General features: G+C 50.5%; 15 protein-coding genes. 6 read left to right on the top strand and 9 right to left on the bottom strand.

The features are described from left to right. Positions 1 to 1,134, bottom strand: a complete 1,134-nt coding sequence (locus J8X26_RS07535; RefSeq protein ID WP_208950570.1) for an efflux RND transporter periplasmic adaptor subunit — start codon at positions 1,132 to 1,134, stop codon at positions 1 to 3. Between the two features lie 654 nt (positions 1,135 to 1,788). On the opposite strand from J8X26_RS07535, the gene J8X26_RS07530 reads away from it, so the two are divergent. Beyond that, the gene (locus tag J8X26_RS07530) at positions 1,789 to 3,291 is read left to right on the top strand and encodes a PTS transporter subunit EIIC (RefSeq protein ID WP_208950569.1); all 1,503 of its coding nucleotides are present in this window, start codon (positions 1,789 to 1,791) and stop codon (positions 3,289 to 3,291) included. Positions 3,292 to 3,464: 173 nt separating this feature from the next. Continuing rightward, positions 3,465 to 4,481, top strand: coding sequence for a Mal regulon transcriptional regulator MalI (gene malI / locus J8X26_RS07525; RefSeq protein WP_208950568.1), 1,017 nt, complete (start codon positions 3,465 to 3,467; stop codon positions 4,479 to 4,481). A 66-nt stretch (positions 4,482 to 4,547) separates the two neighbouring features. Here the strand turns inward: malI and J8X26_RS07520 are convergent, their stop codons facing one another. The 3 genes from J8X26_RS07520 to J8X26_RS07510 form a co-directional block, all read right to left on the bottom strand. After that, complete coding sequence (locus J8X26_RS07520; RefSeq protein ID WP_152325409.1) at positions 4,548 to 5,432, bottom strand: PIG-L family deacetylase; 885 nt, start codon at positions 5,430 to 5,432, stop codon at positions 4,548 to 4,550. A 190-nt stretch (positions 5,433 to 5,622) separates the two neighbouring features. After that, positions 5,623 to 6,009: a M15 family metallopeptidase gene (locus J8X26_RS07515; RefSeq protein WP_152325410.1), complete on the bottom strand. Its 387-nt coding sequence runs from the start codon at positions 6,007 to 6,009 to the stop codon at positions 5,623 to 5,625. A gap of 1 nt (position 6,010) precedes the next feature. Continuing rightward, entirely contained in the window at positions 6,011 to 6,307 is a 297-nt protein-coding gene (locus J8X26_RS07510; RefSeq protein WP_165061708.1) for a phage holin family protein, read from the bottom strand. A 580-nt stretch (positions 6,308 to 6,887) separates the two neighbouring features. Between J8X26_RS07510 and J8X26_RS07505 the strand changes: the two genes are divergently transcribed. Continuing rightward, positions 6,888 to 8,489, top strand: a complete 1,602-nt coding sequence (locus J8X26_RS07505; protein WP_165061711.1) for a PTS transporter subunit EIIC — start codon at positions 6,888 to 6,890, stop codon at positions 8,487 to 8,489. Positions 8,490 to 8,495: 6 nt separating this feature from the next. Here the strand turns inward: J8X26_RS07505 and J8X26_RS07500 are convergent, their stop codons facing one another. Further along, positions 8,496 to 9,236 carry a GntR family transcriptional regulator gene (locus J8X26_RS07500; RefSeq protein WP_208950567.1) on the bottom strand — a complete coding sequence of 247 codons (741 nt, stop codon included), beginning with the start codon at positions 9,234 to 9,236 and terminating at the stop codon, positions 8,496 to 8,498. Positions 9,237 to 9,418: 182 nt separating this feature from the next. Further along, complete coding sequence (locus J8X26_RS07495) at positions 9,419 to 11,173, bottom strand: ABC transporter ATP-binding protein/permease (RefSeq protein WP_152325414.1); 1,755 nt, start codon at positions 11,171 to 11,173, stop codon at positions 9,419 to 9,421. 129 nt (positions 11,174 to 11,302) lie between these two features. Here J8X26_RS07495 and J8X26_RS07490 point away from each other — a divergent pair, with 129 nt between their 5' ends. Further along, positions 11,303 to 12,019, top strand: a complete 717-nt coding sequence (locus tag J8X26_RS07490; protein ID WP_152325415.1) for a tetratricopeptide repeat protein — start codon at positions 11,303 to 11,305, stop codon at positions 12,017 to 12,019. A gap of 57 nt (positions 12,020 to 12,076) precedes the next feature. Here the strand turns inward: J8X26_RS07490 and J8X26_RS07485 are convergent, their stop codons facing one another. Next, positions 12,077 to 12,400 (bottom strand): DUF805 domain-containing protein, encoded by a 324-nt coding sequence (locus J8X26_RS07485; RefSeq protein WP_208950566.1) that lies wholly within the window; start codon positions 12,398 to 12,400, stop codon positions 12,077 to 12,079. Between the two features lie 289 nt (positions 12,401 to 12,689). Next, positions 12,690 to 13,565 carry an MBL fold metallo-hydrolase gene (locus J8X26_RS07480; RefSeq protein ID WP_193333120.1) on the bottom strand — a complete coding sequence of 292 codons (876 nt, stop codon included), beginning with the start codon at positions 13,563 to 13,565 and terminating at the stop codon, positions 12,690 to 12,692. A 116-nt stretch (positions 13,566 to 13,681) separates the two neighbouring features. Here J8X26_RS07480 and J8X26_RS07475 point away from each other — a divergent pair, with 116 nt between their 5' ends. Both J8X26_RS07475 and J8X26_RS07470 read left to right on the top strand, forming a co-directional pair. Beyond that, positions 13,682 to 14,599, top strand: coding sequence for a LysR family transcriptional regulator (locus J8X26_RS07475; RefSeq protein ID WP_208950565.1), 918 nt, complete (start codon positions 13,682 to 13,684; stop codon positions 14,597 to 14,599). Between the two features lie 217 nt (positions 14,600 to 14,816). Then, complete coding sequence (locus J8X26_RS07470) at positions 14,817 to 15,980, top strand: MFS transporter (protein ID WP_208950564.1); 1,164 nt, start codon at positions 14,817 to 14,819, stop codon at positions 15,978 to 15,980. A 78-nt stretch (positions 15,981 to 16,058) separates the two neighbouring features. On the opposite strand, the gene J8X26_RS07465 is transcribed toward J8X26_RS07470, so the two are convergent. Next, complete coding sequence (locus J8X26_RS07465) at positions 16,059 to 18,326, bottom strand: TonB-dependent receptor domain-containing protein (protein WP_208950563.1); 2,268 nt, start codon at positions 18,324 to 18,326, stop codon at positions 16,059 to 16,061. Positions 18,327 to 18,382 lie beyond the last annotated feature (56 nt).

Below are 18,382 nucleotides of genomic sequence, written 5' to 3'. Positions count from 1 at the left end.
CTATTGCGCGGAAGGATCGGTCATCGCGAGATTAGCCTGTTCGGCAGGGGCGCTGGCTTTGCGCTCGGTGGCATTCACTTTGGCGCCAGGCCTGACGTTTTGTAATCCGTCGGTGATCACTTTATCGCCGTCGTTCAGCCCCTGATTTGCCAGCCAGTAGCCATTCATCATCTGGCCGGTGGTGACGGAACGCTGTTCGACCGTGTTATCGGCTTTCACCACGTAGACGTACGGCGCGCCTTTCACGTCGTGCATGATCGCTTCCTGCGGCACGAGGATCCCTTTGTCATCAATGCCTTGTTGCAGCTCGGCGTGAACAAACATGCCTGGCAGTAATTCGTCGTGCGGATTCGGGAATGAGGCGCGCAGCGTCACGGAACCGGTGCTTTGCGAAACCGTCACTTCTGAGAATTCCAGCTTGCCCGGCAGCGCATATTTACTGCCATCTTCCAGCGTCAGCGTGGCCTGTGCGGCGTTTTCACCGGCCGACTGTAATTTGCCGGAAGCCAGCGCGCGACGCAGTTTGAGTAAATCCTGTGAGGATTCACTGACGTCCACGTAGATAGGATTCAGCTGGTCAATCGTGGTCAGATACGCCGTCTGGCCACTGGTCACCAGCGCCCCTTCGGTATACAGCGAGCGTCCGATGTGGCCTGAAATCGGCGCGTAAACTTTGGTGTATTGCAGATTGACGCGGGCGGTTTCGACATCGGCGGCGGCTTCGCGCTCGGCAGCTACGGCGTCGTCATACTGCTGACGGCTGACTGCCTGCGCTTCGACCAGCGGTTTGTAACGGCGCGCGGTGGCATCGGCGCTTTTCCATGTCGCCATCGCGCGGTCATAGGCCGCCTGATAAGTGGCGGGGTCAATCTGATAAAGCTGCTGACCAGCTTTGACTTCGCTGCCTTCCACAAACAGGCGTTTTTGGATTACGCCGCTGACCTGTGGACGAACTTCGGCGCTGCGCACCGCGGTTGTGCGGCCGGGCAGACGGGTAGTTAACGTGACGGGCTGGCTGTGCAGAGTGACGACATTGACCGCAGGCACTTGTGCCGCCGGAGAAGCAGAACCGGCGGAACCATCACATGCGGAAAGCAGTACAACCGTACTGACAGAAAGAAACTTCAGGCGCATAGAATTCACTCTTTTTGGGGAATTGAGAATAACCGTTCTCAACAAGTCCCCCACTATACGAGAGCGCCGTATTTCGCTGTGTAAGGATATTGTCATTACCCATGAGTCAATGTTTCGAATTATGAAGAAAATGTTGCTGTATAATCCATTGAAATTATAAGGTTTTAAACTTTTTGTGCAGTGGTAAAGGGCAGGAATATCATTACTTAGCAAACTAATTGATAGTTCTTAAGAATGATAAGCAGTTAAATATTCTGAAAGTGAATGAATTGTTGGTGATTGGGAAAGTGTGATTCAGATCAAACAAATTTATACATTTTAACCCACTGCTTACCAGAAAAGGCTGAAGGTTACGGGCGACAGCCGTTACCTTAAGACCCGAGAGCGAGCAGTTCTCACATTTGCTTGTTGCCAGCCGTACTGAACGACGGCCAGTTGCAACCCCCATGCCCACAGTCCGATGTGGGCTTTTTTTTGTCTGAATATCTCGTCTTTTACCGCTTTCTCGCTGTGCTGCTTCACACTATCAAAAAAATCCATTCCCAAATGACTGGCCACAGTATCAATATTTCTGCCATTTCGACATGATAAGTATAACGTTATAGTAGAACGTTATACTTGAGTTAACGAACTAATTAATAGGGATATTTACTAATGAAGATGTTTTCAGGTTTTGTAAAATCGTTGTCGAAACTGTCCATGATAGGCAGGGCGCTTATGCTGCCCATTTCATTGCTTCCTGCGGCGGGACTTTTGCTGGCTTTTGGTGACCGCTTTCATTTACCTCTGATGATGAATGCGGGCGGTGTCATTTTTGACAATCTGCCACTGCTATTTGCGATTGGTTCCGCCGTCGGATTAGCCGCAGAATCAGGTATTGCTGCCTTATCGGCCGCTGTCTCTGTGTTAACCATCAACGTCACGATGGGGACGCTCCTGCATATCACGCCGGAAATGGCGGCTGCCGGGGGGAAATATGCGATGGTGCTTGGGATACCGACCCTGCAAATGGGGGTCTTCGGTGGACTGATTTCCGGCATTCTTGCGGCATGGTGTTACAACAAATTCAATACATTGCAATTGCCTGAATTCCTGGGTTTTTTCTCCGGAAAACGTTTTGTGGCTATCGCGACGGCATTTCTGTCTTTCTTGTTGGGGATGGGACTGCCCTGGGTCTGGTCATACATCCAGTCAGGGATTGACGGGCTTTCTGTAGTGGTCAATGGCGATAATCAGGTGTTATCGACCTTTATTTTCGGCACAGTCGAACGTGCACTTATCCCGTTGGGCCTGCATCACATTTGGTATCCTTCCTTCTGGTATTCATTTGGTGAATACACCACACAAACGGGGCAGGTCATTCACGGTGATCAGACAATTTGGTTCAAAATGCTGGAGGAAGGGGTTAAATCTTTTAGCAGCGATAGCTACCAGAATGCTGGCAAATTTATGCAGGGTGAGTTTCCGCTGATGTTGTTTGCATTGCCGGCGGCTTGTCTGGCGATGTATCACGAAGCCAATACAAAAAATAAGAAAATTGCTTTCGGTATTCTGTTTTCTGCTGCCCTGACGTGTTTCCTGACGGGGATCACCGAGCCTGTTGAATTTACTTTTATTTTTGTTGCGCCTGTGTTGTATGTCTTCAACGCATTGATGGCGGGTGTCTCTTATATGTGCATGTATCTGCTGCATGCGCATATTGCTAAATCCTTCTCCGCGGGCTTAATCGACTACATTTCTTTTGGCATTTTACCGTCTCTGAATGACTACCAGACCCACTTCCTCAGCGCCGTGTTCGTGGGGATCCCGATGGCGATCATTTACTATTTCACTTTTCGTTTTGTTATCCGACGTTTTGATATTAAAACACCGGGCCGTACAGAGGTGATGGTGAATTGTGATGACAAAACAGATACGGAAATTTCTCATGAAATTATAACGTTACTGGGCGGTCAGGAAAATATTCTGTCCATCAGTGCCTGCATAACACGCTTACGTCTGGAGATAGCAAAGAGTGAGTTAGTCAATAAAGATGGCCTGAATCAGGTCGGTGCCAGAGGCGTAGTCTTTGTCGGAGACAAAGGCATACAGGTGATTTTTGGTGCAAGGGCGCAATTTATTGCCCAGACAATGTCTGAAATCACGCTTAAGCCCTAGAATGAGACGGGCCACCTCTGCTGGCCCGGTTATTCCTTTCGATACGTCATGCCGGCAACCCCTGAACCCTGAAATACCTGGACATTCTGTGAGACAATTGGACAATAACGTTCGGGATCCTCAGGGAGGCCGCATGCCATCGATTGAGAAGAACAAAAGCAGCAAGAGGCCTGATGAAAAAAGTAAACATTACTGATGTCGCGAAACGGGCGGGCGTCTCTGTTTCAACCGTTTCTCTGGTATTGCGCCAGAAAGGAAAAATCTCTGAAGCGACTATCGGGAAAATCCGTTCGGCTATCGACGAACTCGGTTATGTCCACAACGTAGCTGCGGCGAACCTGCGCTCGAATACTTCTAATCTTATCGGTCTGATTATCGATGATTTTAGCGATACGTTTTCTCTGAAGGTTATGGCCAGCATTGTGCGTAATCTTGAGCTTCAGGGGTATATGGTATTTCTGGGTCAGCCACAAAATGATGAATTAACGCTACGCCACTGCCTGAGATCCTTCCTACAGCAGGGTGTTGCCGGCGTTATTTATCTCACTTGTGATCATTTGTCGAAAAAGATCCCGGATCCGGTTATTGAAAGTCATTTACCCGTTGTGATTGTTTCAAAATCAGGTGTAGAAGGTGCTCAGGATAGTGTCGAATGCAATAATCGTGAAGCGGGGATCAATATTACCCGTTATCTTATTGAGCGTGGTCATCGTGGTATTGCTTATCTTGGCGGAAATAAACGCTGCCTGATCCGTGAAGATCGATTGCAGGGATATCGCTATTCATTAGCGCAATATGGTTTGCCGTTTCGCGAAGATTGGCTTCCCGAATGCGAAGAGAGTACTTTTGCCGCCTCCGCAGCCGTGGGCGACTTATTGAAAAAATACAATAATATTACTGCGATTTTATGCCATTCACCTTCTGCAATCATTGGATGTATAAACGGAGCGCATCGTATCGGGCGCACCATCGGGAAAGATATTTTTCTCTCGCAACAAATTTCGGTAGCAGGGTTTGAAGATATGATGCATATCAACCTGACTTCTCCTTCCCTTACGTATGTTTCATCTCCGGGCGAAGAAGCAGGATACGAAGCGGCATCGCTTATCATTAAAAAAATCAAAGAACCGGCCCAGGATTTTCAGAGAATTGTTATTTCCAGTCAGCTGGTTTTACGCGAATCGGCTTAAGCTGGAATATCTCAAAAAAATACCAGCTCATGGTGAGCTGGTATTCATTATTGACAGCATTGTAAATTATGCTAATACGCAATAATCTGCGGTGCAACTGGTGTCTTTGGTTATTGATTTATACTTTGCCTTATCCAGAGTATAAATAATAAAGTCATTATTTTTATTCAAGTCAGCCTCATAATCATCCGTGTACTGAGTGCGATAATGGGCATCGAAAATTTCATGCATATGGGTATTTTTATACTGGCCAGGCTGGCAGGGCATGCCCAGAGACGTCAGGCCATTACCGGTACGGGCATTGAGTTTGTCGAATTCAACGAAGCGTTGATCAGTATTATCTGAAGTGTAGGGTTCATCTTCAACAAATACAATTTGAGCTTTGGCATTATCACCCACCAGGAATGCCGCATGCAGCATAGCTTCGCGAACGTTGAAATGGTCTACGTGGCTTCCATTGGCGATTAAGCACAGGATGGTGGTATTTTCCTCCTGAAGCATCCACATATATTGCGTAATCAGACGATTATACATGTCGATTTCTTCAGGACGGAATGTAGAGAAATCTCCCCACGAACCCCCACCTGCGGTCATAGGGCCTGAATAGCCGCGAATTGGTGCATCCCACTCGCCGATGATCCCCTGTCGCCAGTTATAACTCCCCCCAAAGAGATCATTACAGCCCAGCGTATCTTCTTCGATGCGTGCCTGAGTGACGCGTTGAATTTGCTCCTCAGACAGCAGGCCTTCCTGATAGTTTGCAAAGAAGTTTGTGCGACTGCAAGAGACAAAGACGCGCGTTACGGTTGTTAAAACCCCACGGGCGAGGGCTTCGATAACAAAGTTGCCGCAGCCCAAAATGGTATCGTCGTGATGAGGGACAACCATAATCAGGTTATCGCCAGCTTTCAGCGGGAATTCATCAGCAGTTACAGTTTTTACGGTGTTCATAGTTAGTCCTTTAATTTTATATTGACAACCATTTCAAAAATGGTTGGTTATTATTGTCCGTAATATAGGCAGTACTAAGGCGTATCAGTTCATGAGATATTTAATATCTTAGAATTAATAAGTTTTCGCCGTATAATGCTCATTACGAACGTTAGGTTGCAATTCCTCTTTGAGGGATTACATCACTTCATTATGGATAGTCTTTTCTTGATAGTTCAAAATGTGTGCCATCGTTTAAATCATCCCATTTACCTCCCCATTCAATTTCAATTGACAGTGTTTTTGATAATTCAAAAACTATGTTGGCTATCGCCTGATAATATTTGAACTCCCAGGATATTGCATTGTTTGGCAGAGCAAAGATATCAACGGCATGACCCGTAATATGCCGACTGTTATTGGTCAATGATCTTCCTTTCGCGACCAGCTCAAGTTGTCTCTTTTTATTTCTGAGGCCTTCAGAAATTCCAAAATCGACAGGGGATAATGCTAAGGCTTTTCTCATGATTATGCATAAATCAGGGTGTACACCTTTCAGATTATCTTCTGAGCTCTTACTGAATTTAAAATGTTCCATGTTAGCCTTCTGTTAACCTCCTCCAGTAATAATCCAAAGCGGCAACACCCATAGCACCAGATATACCGCATATTGCCAGAGTGGTATGAAATCCCGATCCCATACTTTCTGATAGGAGTCCGGCAACGACGCCTGTAAATGCAGATATAATAACCTGTGCGATTACCGCCACAAAACTCCGGCATATTTTCCCAGAACGTACATCTATAATGTATCTGACGACGCCACCCCAGGCAGCGAATATAAAAATGTATAGCCAGCTTACAATGTTATTATTGGATGGATCTCTCCACGGCAAGGTATGACTCCTTTTTATATCAGTTGATGGTGGTGGAAATATATTATTCGGTTTTGGTTAAATCAGTATTTATTTCGTTCTTAACAATGAGAGAAGAATAACTATTGCACCATAATGATTCGTGATCATTGTCACAATTTTCTACACCAATAGATTTTAACGATCGATTAACGCGTTACGGTAAGTTTTTTATTGTTGATGATTATTTAATTATTCATATCGATGATGTTTTTAAGTTATTTACTATTGGAAAGTAAATACTCTTAATCCCTTCGTTGATTTTCATTTGTTGGATATATTTATTTTTAAGGTTTCTACGTCATAAAGTTAATGATGATCTTTACTTATTCCACTATTTAAACCTGAAGGGGGCTTGTGGGCTGAATACCCTCCACTATGTTCATCTGCATCTTTTACCGCTGCACTCAAAGTCCTCTGAAGATCCCATTCCCACTCTTCTTTTACCGCGCAAAACTGTGATCTCTTTCATACTCCTGACTTCTATGTCTATACAACTATACATTCTGTGACTTAACTCAATTAACGGCTTATTTTTAGCCACCCAATTGAGGGATTTCAGATGATTAAACTTGGCAGCAAAATTCACGATCTGGGCAAAGCCCTGATGACGCCTATCTCGGTGATTGCCGCCGCCGGGATCTTCTTAGGGCTGGCGGCCGCGTTACAGAATCCGGCGGTGACCGGCGAAGCCTTTACCCAGATGAAAACTTTGCAGCTGGTGATCGGGTTTATCCGTCAGGTTTCCGGCGCATTGTTCGCCAATCTTCCGCTGTTTTTTGCCGTTGCTACCGCGATGGGTCTGGCCAATGCAGAAAAGGCCACGGCGGCCTTTTCCGCAGTGATCGGCTTTGTCGGGCTGCACGTCGGGGTGAATTACAGTTTGCTGGCCCAGGGGATTTCACCGGACACCATTACCGTTGCGAAGCTCACCGCAAAAGGCATGACCGAAAGTAACGCGATGATTTACGCTGCCGAATTCACCAACACGCTGGGGATTTTCACCTACAACATGAGCGTGCTGGGCGGTGTGCTGGTCGGGCTCATCACCATGTGGCTGCATAACCGGTTTTATACGATTGTGTTGCCGACGGCGATTGCCTTCTTCGGCGGGCGTCGTTTCGTGCCGATTATTACCATCCTCGTTCTGCCGGTTGTCGGCGTCATTATGTCGCTGATCTGGCCGACGATTGCGCTGGGTATTCAGTGGGTTGGCGAACTGATTGGCCGCACGGGAGAAATCGGGACGTTCATTTATGCAACGTCGGAACGTCTGCTGATCCCGACGGGGTTGCATCACATCATCAACGAAACGGTGCGTTTCACGCCGATTGGCGGGGTAACGACGGTGGATAATCAGAGCATTGTCGGTGCGCTGAATATCTTTAATGCCGCACTGGCCGATCCGGGGATGATCCCGGACGCCGTTACGCAGCAGGCGACACGGTTCCTGGCGCAGGGGAAAATTCCGGTCATGATGTTTGGCCTGCCGGCCGCTGCGCTGGCGATGTATCACTGCGCGCGCCCCGAACATAAAGGCCGTGTGAAAGCGCTGATGCTGGCGGGCGGACTGGCGTCATTTACCACCGGGATCACCGAGCCGCTCGAGTTCTGCTTTATCTTCGTCTCGCCGGTGCTGTATATCCTGCATGCGGTGCTGACCGGGCTTTCGTTCGTACTGATGCAGATGCTGCATGTGATGATCGGTAACGTGCAGGGCGGGGCGATCGACTTCCTGATCTTCGGCGTACTGGGCGGCAGCAAAACGCACTGGTGGTATCCGCTGATCCTCGGGATCATCTATGCACCGGTTTACTACTTCAGTTTCCGCTGGGTTATTTTACGCATGCAGGTGAAAACGCCGGGGCGTGAAGATGAAAATGATGCCGAAGAACGTGCAAAACCGGCGCAGGGAACCGGCGAGAAAACCAAAAATATTATTATCGGTCTGGGAGGCGAGGGAAATATTACCGCCGTCGACTGCTGCTTTACCCGTTTACGGGTTAAGGTCAAAGATATGGCTCAGGTGCAGGACGGCACGTTAATGAAAACCGGTGCGGCAGGTGTGAAACGGATCACCGAAACGGATGTTCACGTTATTTATGGCCCGCAGGTTGAACAGGTGGCGAATCTGGTGAAGGCGGAGTTGTCAGGAATAGCCTGATGGCCGCTAGCTTTTAACTTTGGCATGGACGCTGAAGCTGTAATTTTTCTGGTTGTAGTAGACGTCGGAAACTTCAAACAGCGTGCCGTCGGTAATCGACACCACGGCGTGCGAATGCAGCACCGGCTGGTCGCGCGACAGATTCAGTGCCAGGCGGATTTCATTGGAAGGTAGTTCGGCGGAAATCAGTTTTGTGCTGCCCGCAGGCTGAAAACCTTTGGATCGCAGATAGGCGTATTTCGACGATGTCATCGCCGCGCGGCTGATATCCGGCAGGTTATCGGCGCGCATCCAGCATTGTTCATACACGAACGGCTCATCGCCCAGCAACCGCAGGCGGATCATAAAATAGACGTCCGTTCCCGCCGGGATATTCAGCTCGCGGGCGATTTCGTCGCTGGCGGGCGTCCGGCGAAATTCCAGTACCTGATTTTCGATGCGCTGATTATTTTCCTGCGCGACTTCGCTGGCGGTCAGATGGCGGTCGAGCGGCAGAATGATTTTTTCCTGCCTTGCGGGCCCGACGACAAACGTGCCGCGCCCGCGAAAACGGGCGACCTGACCCTGACGCACCAGATAATCCACCGCTTTGCGTGCGGTCATGCGGGATACGCCGTAGATTTCGCACAGCGCCGCTTCCGTCGGGATCGGGTCACCGGCTTTGATTTCGCCCGCGCTGATTTTCTCGGTAAGTTGCTGCTCGATTTGCAGGTAAAGCGGTATGAACGAGTTTTTATCTATTTTCATCAGACCTGAACCTCCGGATTTAAAGAAAGTCACTTAAGGATAATTGTATAGTCAGGTATACATTTGAACCAGGCAGACTGTTGATTTTCTGCGCGAAATGGGTTTCAGCACACAAAAAAGAAAGGTTGCTGACATCAGCAACCTTTCTGTATTTCGAAACCACAGGACGGTGGTGTCAGATTTTATTCAGCCAAAATCGCCGAAGCGGTGAATCCGCACGGGCCGTTTTCCTGATTCTTGAACTGCCAGCAATGCTGATGATATTTCGCCACCGTGCTGCGGTGCGCGACGCTGATTACCGAGGTTTCCGGCAATTCGCTCAGCAGCAGCGAATAAACCCGGTGTTCAGTTTCTTCATCCATTGCGCTGGTCGCTTCATCAAGGAACAGCGTATCAGGCTTGATCAGCAGGGCGCGCGCGAACGACAGACGCTGTTGCTCGCCCGGCGACAGGCGCTGGCTCCAGTTGGCGTAGTCATCCAGCACTTCAGTTTTCGCCAGATGCGGCAGACGGCATTGTTCCAGCACGCGCTGCAACTGCTCGTCGGTGTATTCGCGGTCAGTGTCCGGATAACTCAGCGCATCGCGCAACGTCCCGATCGGGATATAACTGCGCTGTGGCAGGAACAGATAGCGCTTACCTTCGGCCAGCGAAACATTGCCTGCGCCATAAGGCCAGATACCGGCAATCGCGCGCAGCAACGTGGATTTACCACAACCAGAAGGCCCCGCAACCAGCACGCGTTCGCCCGGTTTCATGGCCGCAGAAACGTTGCAGAACAGCGGGCTGCCGTCCGGCAGATTCAGCGTCAGGTTATCAAGTTTCAACGCATGTTCTGCGTTTTGGCTCACTTTAATGCCGCGCGGTTGAGCGTTAACCTGATCAATGGCGGCATTGAAACCGGCCAGACGGTTCACGGTGGCTTTCCAGCTTGCCAGATTATCAAACGCATTGATAAACCAGGATAACGCGTCCTGAACCTGACCAAATGCCGAGGAAATTTGCATCAGCGCGCCCAGCTGGATTGCACCGGAGAAATAGCGCGGTGACGCCACCAGAATCGGGAATATATTGGCAAACTGCGCGTAGAAGTTGGTGGCAATGTTCAGGCGACGGGTGACGCGCATGATTGACCACCAGTTGGTTTTGATGGAATCAAATTTGCCGGTCAGCTGGTCGTGCTCATTTTTCTCGCCGTGATACAACGCAATCGCATCGCTGTTTTCACGGATACGGATCAGCCCGAAACGGAAGTTCGCCTCGAACCACTCCTGATTAAAACCTAAACGAACTAACGGTTTACCGACCGACCAGATGATGGCAGAACCGACGGCAGCGTAAAGGATTGCGAACCACACCATATAACCGGGGATCGTGAATTCATGGGAAGCAATCGCAAAAGACAGCGGCCCGCTGATAGACCATAAAATAAACACGAAGGAGAACAGCGTGACTACGCTCGACAACAGCCCGAGCACCAGAGAAAGCGTGCCGCTGGTCAGGGAATTCAGGTCATCGGAAATACGCTGATCGGGGTTATCCACCTGATGCTGATACTCCGTGTAATAATAGGCGTGATTGGTCAGCCACTTCTCCATATACTCTTCGGTCATCCAGCGCCGCCAGCTCATTTGCAGGCCCTGCGTCAGATAAACGCGATACACCGCAATGACGATAAACAGCAGCGCCAGCCAGGTAAATTTGAACAACTGGGCTTTGAAAACCGGATAGTTTCTGTTTTGCAGCGCGTCATAAAAAACGCGGTTCCATTCGTTAAATTGTACGCTGAGGTATACGCCGGCCAGCGAGAGGATGATAATCGTGGTTAACATGCCCCAGGCACGCCACTTTTCTTCTGAGCGCCAGTAAGGCTTAATTAGCTGCCAGACGGCGCCCCATTGCGCCGATTTCCCAGGTTTTTTAGTCATAATTGCCATTAGTCATCGATATGTTGTGAAACCAATCATCCCAGAATGAGTGCCTCAGCGCGATAGAGCAATGAGCCACTTGTAAGGATGTTTTTCCAGCACGAAGCTCTGTAGACCACAAAAGTAGAAGGATGTTTGATGAAAGTCGCAGTGAATTTACTGCTGGTGGCAGGATGTTTTGCCAGTGTTGAGGCGTTTGCTCAGATTGATGAACCGGATATTGCGAATGATTGCGTAAAAGCGGGCATCTATGCGGCCGCCGGAAAAGTGGCGTATCAGCAAGGGGAATTCGCCAAGGCGCGGGAGATTTTCCGTAATCAGGTGGCCTGGAGTGAGTTTTGCCACAAACCTCAGGACCAGATTGCGACGGCTTACAACAACATCGCGCTGACCTATATAAAGCAGGGAGATTACCTGAAAGCCAAAGCCTGGCTGATGCTGGCGCCTTCGGACAAAAAATCGCAGTACAATCTGGGGCAGATTCAGCCAAAACTGGATGCCTTACCGCAACCGGAATCTCCGGCAGGCGTTTACTGGCAATATGCCGGTTTCGGCAGCTGGAATCTGGTGGAAGTCAAAGCGGAAGAAGCGCAGTTCAAAATCGATTTCACCGGCATGTACATGGGGCAAATGTCGTTGTATTACGGCCCGAATACCGGCGAATTTTCGGTGGTGACGGCCATTAAAGATCATCACGCGGTTTACCATGAAGCCGACGACGCCTCTGCGGGTGACGGTGAATGCAGCGTGGACATGAATTTCGATCCGCAGAACGTGAAACTGCATACCACCGGTGACTGCGGCTTCGGACACAACGTGCAGGCCGAAGGGCAATTTGTCAGAGTGACACCGTAGGTTGAATTATTGCTTTCAGTAATGCGGGTGCCCAATCTGGCACCCGATTTCACCCTTTTATTCCGCCGGATAAGGGCCAAAGCGGTTATCTTCAGGATCGCTTTTGAAGAACATCAGGATCAGGTTAAAAACGGGGCAGAGGATCCACCAGCCGCTGTAACCTGCATCATGATTACGGCGAACCATAACTGCCATACCCGGTAACAACGCGAATAAAGAGTAAAGCGTCGATATAATCCAATCATCGCCAAATAACAGGGCAATCAAAGTTACGCCCATTGAGATAAGGCCATTAAAAAGGGTAAACCACCAGTACTCTCTTCTTCGCGCGCGGCCAGAAAATGTGGAGTAATTCTTAAGTGCCTTGATATACCAATTCATAATATTCCTTTATATAAATTGAGGTGGGTAATCCCAGAATGAATAGGATTTTCCCTGTACCTTTTGGGGAAGTGTAATGCCGTGCGGAGTCTAATACGGGGAAAGTGAGGCTTCAATTGCTGATTAATGTGTTGTTATTGTTTAATAAAGGATTTTTCGGCTGTTTAGGAAAGGCGAATGGCTAACACAATGATTAATAATAAAGAGAATTTTCTATACTTTCTGAAAATAAAAAACGGCGATAAATAATATCGCCGTCAGTTTTTATTCATTATTTAAAAAAGTGTATTCACTGCGGCCACTTCATTTCGCCTTTCAATACTTTTGCACTCAGCTGTAATGAAGAATCGTCTTTCAGCTGCGGATAATGTTTTTTCATCGCAGCGACCAGCGTGGCAGAATCTTTCGCTTTTGGTCGTTCTTTTTCCAGCGTCAGCAGATAGTTGCGGGTGAATTTCACTGCTTCCAGCGTCTGAGAAGCGCCTGGCAGGAAATGCCCCGGCACCACAACGGACGGTTTCAGCCCGGCGATTTCATCCAGCGCTTCGACCCACTGTTTGCGCGATGTCGTGGTTTGCGTATCGGCAGTCCAGACATGCATGTTGTCGCCATTCACCAGCACACCGCCGACGACGGCTTTCAGCGACGGGATCCACACGAAAGTACGTTCTGCATCCACGCCCTGAATTTCAAACTTGTGGCCTTCCAGTTCAAAAGATGTGCCTTTCAGCGGAGCCGGTACGACGACCGATTTCGGCGCGTTGTCTTTCAGTTGGGGGCCCCAGAAAGCGACTTTGCCGTCTTTGGTGGCATTGATCTGATCGACCGTTGCCTGTGTGGCGATAATTTTAGCCTCCGGGAATGCCGCGTGGATCACGTCCAGGCCAAAGTAAAAATCCGGATCCGACTGGCTGATGTACACGGTGGTCAGCTTTTTGCCGGTCGCTTTGATCATCTCCACCAGCTTCTGCGCGTCATTGCGCTGGAACTGTGCGTCGATCAGCACCGCGTCTTTTTCGCCGGTAATAATTTCAGAAGACACTGGAAATACGCTTTTTTCACCGGGGTTATAAACGTCCATTTTCAGCGCGGTGGCGGCATGAGCGGACAGGCTGCTGCCCAGCAGAGCAACGATCAGGGTCAGGGGTTTCAGGCACAAGCGCATAGCATTTCCTCAGAGAGCAAAAATAATCACGTTCAGTAAGCATCTACTGTACGTTGCATAATCCGCGGGAAAAACCGGATAATGCGCAACTGTTTGTTGCATAAACCGGACGAATCATGGACAGAATTACCGCTGCACAAGTTTTTGTTGCCATCGTCGAACGCGGAAGCATGATCAATGCCGCCGAGTCGCTGAATATGTCACGGGCGATGGTGACGCGTTATCTGTCGGAGATGGAAAAGTGGTCGGGCGCGCGCCTGCTGCACCGCTCGACGCGAAAACTCAGCCTGACCGATGCGGGCGAAAACACGCTGGCGCGGTGCCGGAAAATGCTGTCGGTGGCGGCGGAAATGGCCAGCGTGGCGGATACCGGTGACGAAGCGCTGCGCGGTTTGCTGCGCCTGAGTTGTTCGCAATCTTTCGGGCAGGGCGCGGTGGTGATTGCGGTCAGCGAATTTCTGCGCCGACACCCGCAGGTGAGTATCGATCTGCAACTGGAAAGCCGGGCAATCAATCTGGTGGAAGATCGCATCGATCTGGCGCTGCGCATTACTAACGATCTGGATCCGAATCTGATTGCCCGTCCGCTGGCACTGTGTCCGTCGGTGGTGTGCGCATCTCCGGCTTATCTGGCCGCGCAGGGAACGCCATTGCATCCGCAGGATCTGAGCGTCCACAACTGTCTGACGTACACCTATTTTGGCAAAAGCCTGTGGCAGTTTGAGCATCAGGGCGAAAAAGTGACGGTGCCGGTGAGCGGTAACCTGAGCGCCAATGAATCGCTGGTATTGCTGACCGGCGCGGTGGAAGGCGCGGGGATCGTCATGCAGCCTTATTATTCGGCGGCGCCACTGATTGCCCGCGGGCAGCTGGTTTCCCTGCTGGAAGGCTGGCAGCCGCAGGAAATGGGGATTTACGCGATTTACGCGTCACGGCGGCAGATGCCTGCGGCGCTGCGTGCTTTGCTCGATTTCCTGGTGGAATGGTTCAAAGGGCATCCGCGCTGGCTGTCCCTGACGGATGAAAAACGCTGAGCCGCTGCGCAAGGCGCTTACTGGAATCGGTTCCTTTTCCGCTTTTATCGCATTTTATGCAATGTATTGTTATGTAAAGATTAATCCGGATATTGAACGTTTTGCAGGCAGTAAGGGCACAGACTGCGTCTGGTCAAAAGTGTGATCAACGTGGTATTTAAGCCAATCCGGTGGAATACCGGAGCCATTAAACATAACTAAAATATCCGGAGTTTTTATGCCTGTCGCACTCCTGGCACTGGCGCTAAGCGCATTTGCCATCGGTACCACCGAATTCGTCATCATGGGGCTGTTGCCCAATGTGGCGGGTGATCTGAATGTCAGCATTCCTTCCGCAGGCTGGTTAATCAGCGACTATGCGCTGGGCGTGGCTATCGGCGCGCCAATTATGGCCGTGCTGACCGCCAAACTGCCGCGCAAGAAAACCCTGCTGCTGCTGATGAGCATCTTTATTATCGGCAACGTGATGTGTGCGTTGTCCTATAGCTACGGCTTCCTGATGCTGGCGCGTGTGATCACCGCACTGTGCCACGGCGCATTCTTCGGGATTGGCGCGGTCGTGGCGGCCAGTCTGGTGGCACCGAACCGCCGTGCTTCTGCGGTGGCGCTGATGTTTACCGGCCTGACGCTGGCGAACGTGCTGGGTGTTCCGCTGGGCACCGCGCTGGGGCAGGCTTTTGGCTGGCGTTCAACTTTCTGGGTCGTTTCTGTCATCGGTGTGGCGTCGCTGTTTGCGCTGTATAAAAAGCTGCCGGATAAGAAAGAGGAAGAACCGACTGATCTGCGTAAAGAAATCCGTGCGCTGGGCAGCCTGGGTTTGTGGCTGTCGCTGTCGATTACTATCTTCTTTTCTGCGGCGATGTTCGCACTTTTCACCTATATCGCGCCAATCCTGACCGAAATCACCGGCGTTTCTGAGCACGGCGTCAGCTGGACGCTGCTGCTGATTGGCCTCGGCCTGACCATCGGTAACGTGGTTGGCGGGCGTCTGGCGGACTGGCGTCTGGGCGTTTCCCTGACCATGACTTTCCTGCTGATCGCCGTGTTTTCCGTGCTGTTCAGCTTCACCAGCGTGCATCTGGTGGCCGCGGAAATCACGCTGTTCATCTGGGCGATGGTGAACTTCGCCGCCGTACCGGCCTTGCAGGTGAACGTGGTGACCTACGGTAAACACGCGCCCAATCTGGTGTCGACGCTCAATATTGCAGCCTTCAACGTCGGTAATGCGCTGGGTGCCTGGGTGGGCGGCGTGGTGATTGAACGCGGGCTTGGCCTGAGCGTTGTTCCGCTGGCGGCGGGCGGTTTGGGCGCAGCCGGCTTTGTGCTTTGCGTGATCACTTTCCGCCGTGCGGCGAAAAAGGCTGAGAAAGCCGTCGCGTAACCGGTAAGAAATGTGTTGAAAGGGCCACGCGGAATGATTTCTGCGTGGCCTTTTTTTGCTTTTTCTGAGGTGACGCGATCAGAAGCGGATTTCGCCGCCCGCGATATACGTCCGGCCGCGCGCTGTGTTAACCGACGTGCCCGGGTCATTCTGGCCGTACATAGAATTCAGTTTATTCAGGGCTTCTGAATAATCTTTATCCATCAGGTTCTGCACGGTGAATTTCAGCATCACATTACGGTTGATTTCGTAGGTGCTGTAGAGATCGACAATCGTCGGGATCTTCGGCATATCTTCGTTTTCCAGCGCGCCGGTTTTTTCGTTGAAGTTCTGTTCCGGCGATGTGCGGCGGGTTTTCCCCGTGTATTTCACCAGCGAGCCTACGGTCAGGGATTCATCGAGGAAACGCACGCCGGTATCCACCGTGAAATACAGTTGCGGCAGCTCGTTAATATTGCCGACGCCAAAGGAACCGGTGGCGATCGACGTCGGCTGATTGGTGTGTTCCTTGCTGAACGAGAGTTTGGCGAAGGCGCGTCCGGTATCATATTCCGCTTCAATCTCGACGCCGTGTGTGCGCACCGGCGACAGGGAATTCACGTAGATATACATGTTGTCGGAATACTCATCGCTGGCATCTTCCCAGTCGTTTTGAATATTTTCGCCGATGCTGCATTTGCGGCCATTGCGGCACACCATAAAGGATTCGCTGTAGATGTAATTCTTGATTCTGCTGGTGTAATACAGGGCCTTCAGGCGGAAAGCATCCTCTTCAAACAACAGGTTACCGGCGGTGGAGTTGAAACCAATCTGGTAGGTTTCAGCCCGTTCGCCTTTCAGGAACGGGTTCATGGAGGCGCCGCCGGAGTTGGAGAAAAACACTTCCTGAACGTTCGGACCGCGCATGGATTTGCTGTAGCTGACGAACGGCTGGAACCACGGCCGGACTTCCGCTGACAACATGACCGACGGGTTAAATCCGTCTTCAGTTAAATGAATATCCTGTCCGCCCTGCGGGAAACAGGCGACGCGCGGATCGCACGCCGGTTTGTATCCGCTGAGATCGTAATAGCTGTAATTCAGGTCAAAGTTGGCCTGCCAGATGCCTTTTTTCAGCTCCAGTCCGGTATACAGACTGTAAACATCCTGCTTGCCGGAAGGCTGGAAAGTGTTGTTCTCGATGGACTGTTCTGCCGCATCCGGGTTATCCGGATCCCAGGCGTTGCTGTTGATGTTTTTATCGTACTTATTTCGCATCAGCTTGCTGCCATAACTCCACGCCAAATCCACGTCAGCAAGCGTAAAGCGTGAGGTATTATTAATATCGAGAGCGTCGGACTGATTGCTGGCATCGGTATTATAAAAAGTATAAAGCGTGTCCTCGTTATACTTTTGATTCCCGCGGCTGGTGCTGAGCATCAGATTAAAATCCACCAGCTCAGAAAAGGGCGCGAAATGATATTTCACATAGAAGTCATCGCTGCGGATATCACGCTGGGTAAATTTATTCCCGTAATGCCGCCCGGATAATTCAATAGAGTTAAATTCATCCGGTTTAATATCCACTTTCACTAACTGGGATTTCGGATTCTGGCGGTAACTCTTTTCGTAGCCGAAATCGCTGCTGTTTTGACCGTCGCCATTTTTGAAATTAGCATCGATAGAACTGCCGCTGATAGCCGTCATAATGCCAAAACTGCCGGTGTCGGTGAAGGCGTCTGTTTTGCCCGCCACCGCCACCATACCGCTTTCGCCGATGCCGTTATTCCCGGCGGAAAAGCGGGTGCGGATCCCGAACGGATTGTCGGAAAAAATCACGTCATCCACGCCGATAGTGCGCAGGTTGGCGCTGCCCGCGAGGGCGTTAACCCCGGCTGAACCGGCGCTGGAGCCGCGCGAGACATCAATGCCGACCAGGAAATTCGGGTCGATCAGTGCGCCCGCCGCGCTGCTCGTCGAGCCGTGGGAAATCCCGCCCGGTACTGAGGAGCCGTAGAAGTTTTGGGTGACGCCGTCGATCATGGTGTTGACGCGGCCAAAGCCGGACATTCCGCGAATATTGATGTCTACCGTGCCCTGGCTCGGGTCAATTTGCGTGAAGGTGCCGGGTATGCCGCGCAACACGGAATCGGTCGATTGCAGGTTGGTGTTTTCGCCGCGCGAGCTGAACGCGCCGGGCTTTGCCATCGCTTCATGTTCACTGTTTATTTTTGCCGCGGAAACTTTCAGCGGGCTGAAGGCGACGGTTTCTTTATTGTTTTCTGAATCAGTGGTGTCAGCAATTGCCAGCGGTGCGGCCAGCGTTAAACCGGCACTCAATATGCCGGTGAAAAGTTTATTTTTCATATTCCCTCGAGGAGCGATATTTTCTAATCGTTATTGCTTTGCATTGCGTTCCATAA

Origin of the sequence: Rahnella sp. ChDrAdgB13, from assembly GCF_017655185.1 — a bacterium.
GTDB lineage: Bacteria > Pseudomonadota > Gammaproteobacteria > Enterobacterales > Enterobacteriaceae > Rahnella > Rahnella contaminans.
Note: the sequence above shows the minus strand (reverse complement) of the source record. Positions and strands in the feature narration are given on the sequence as shown.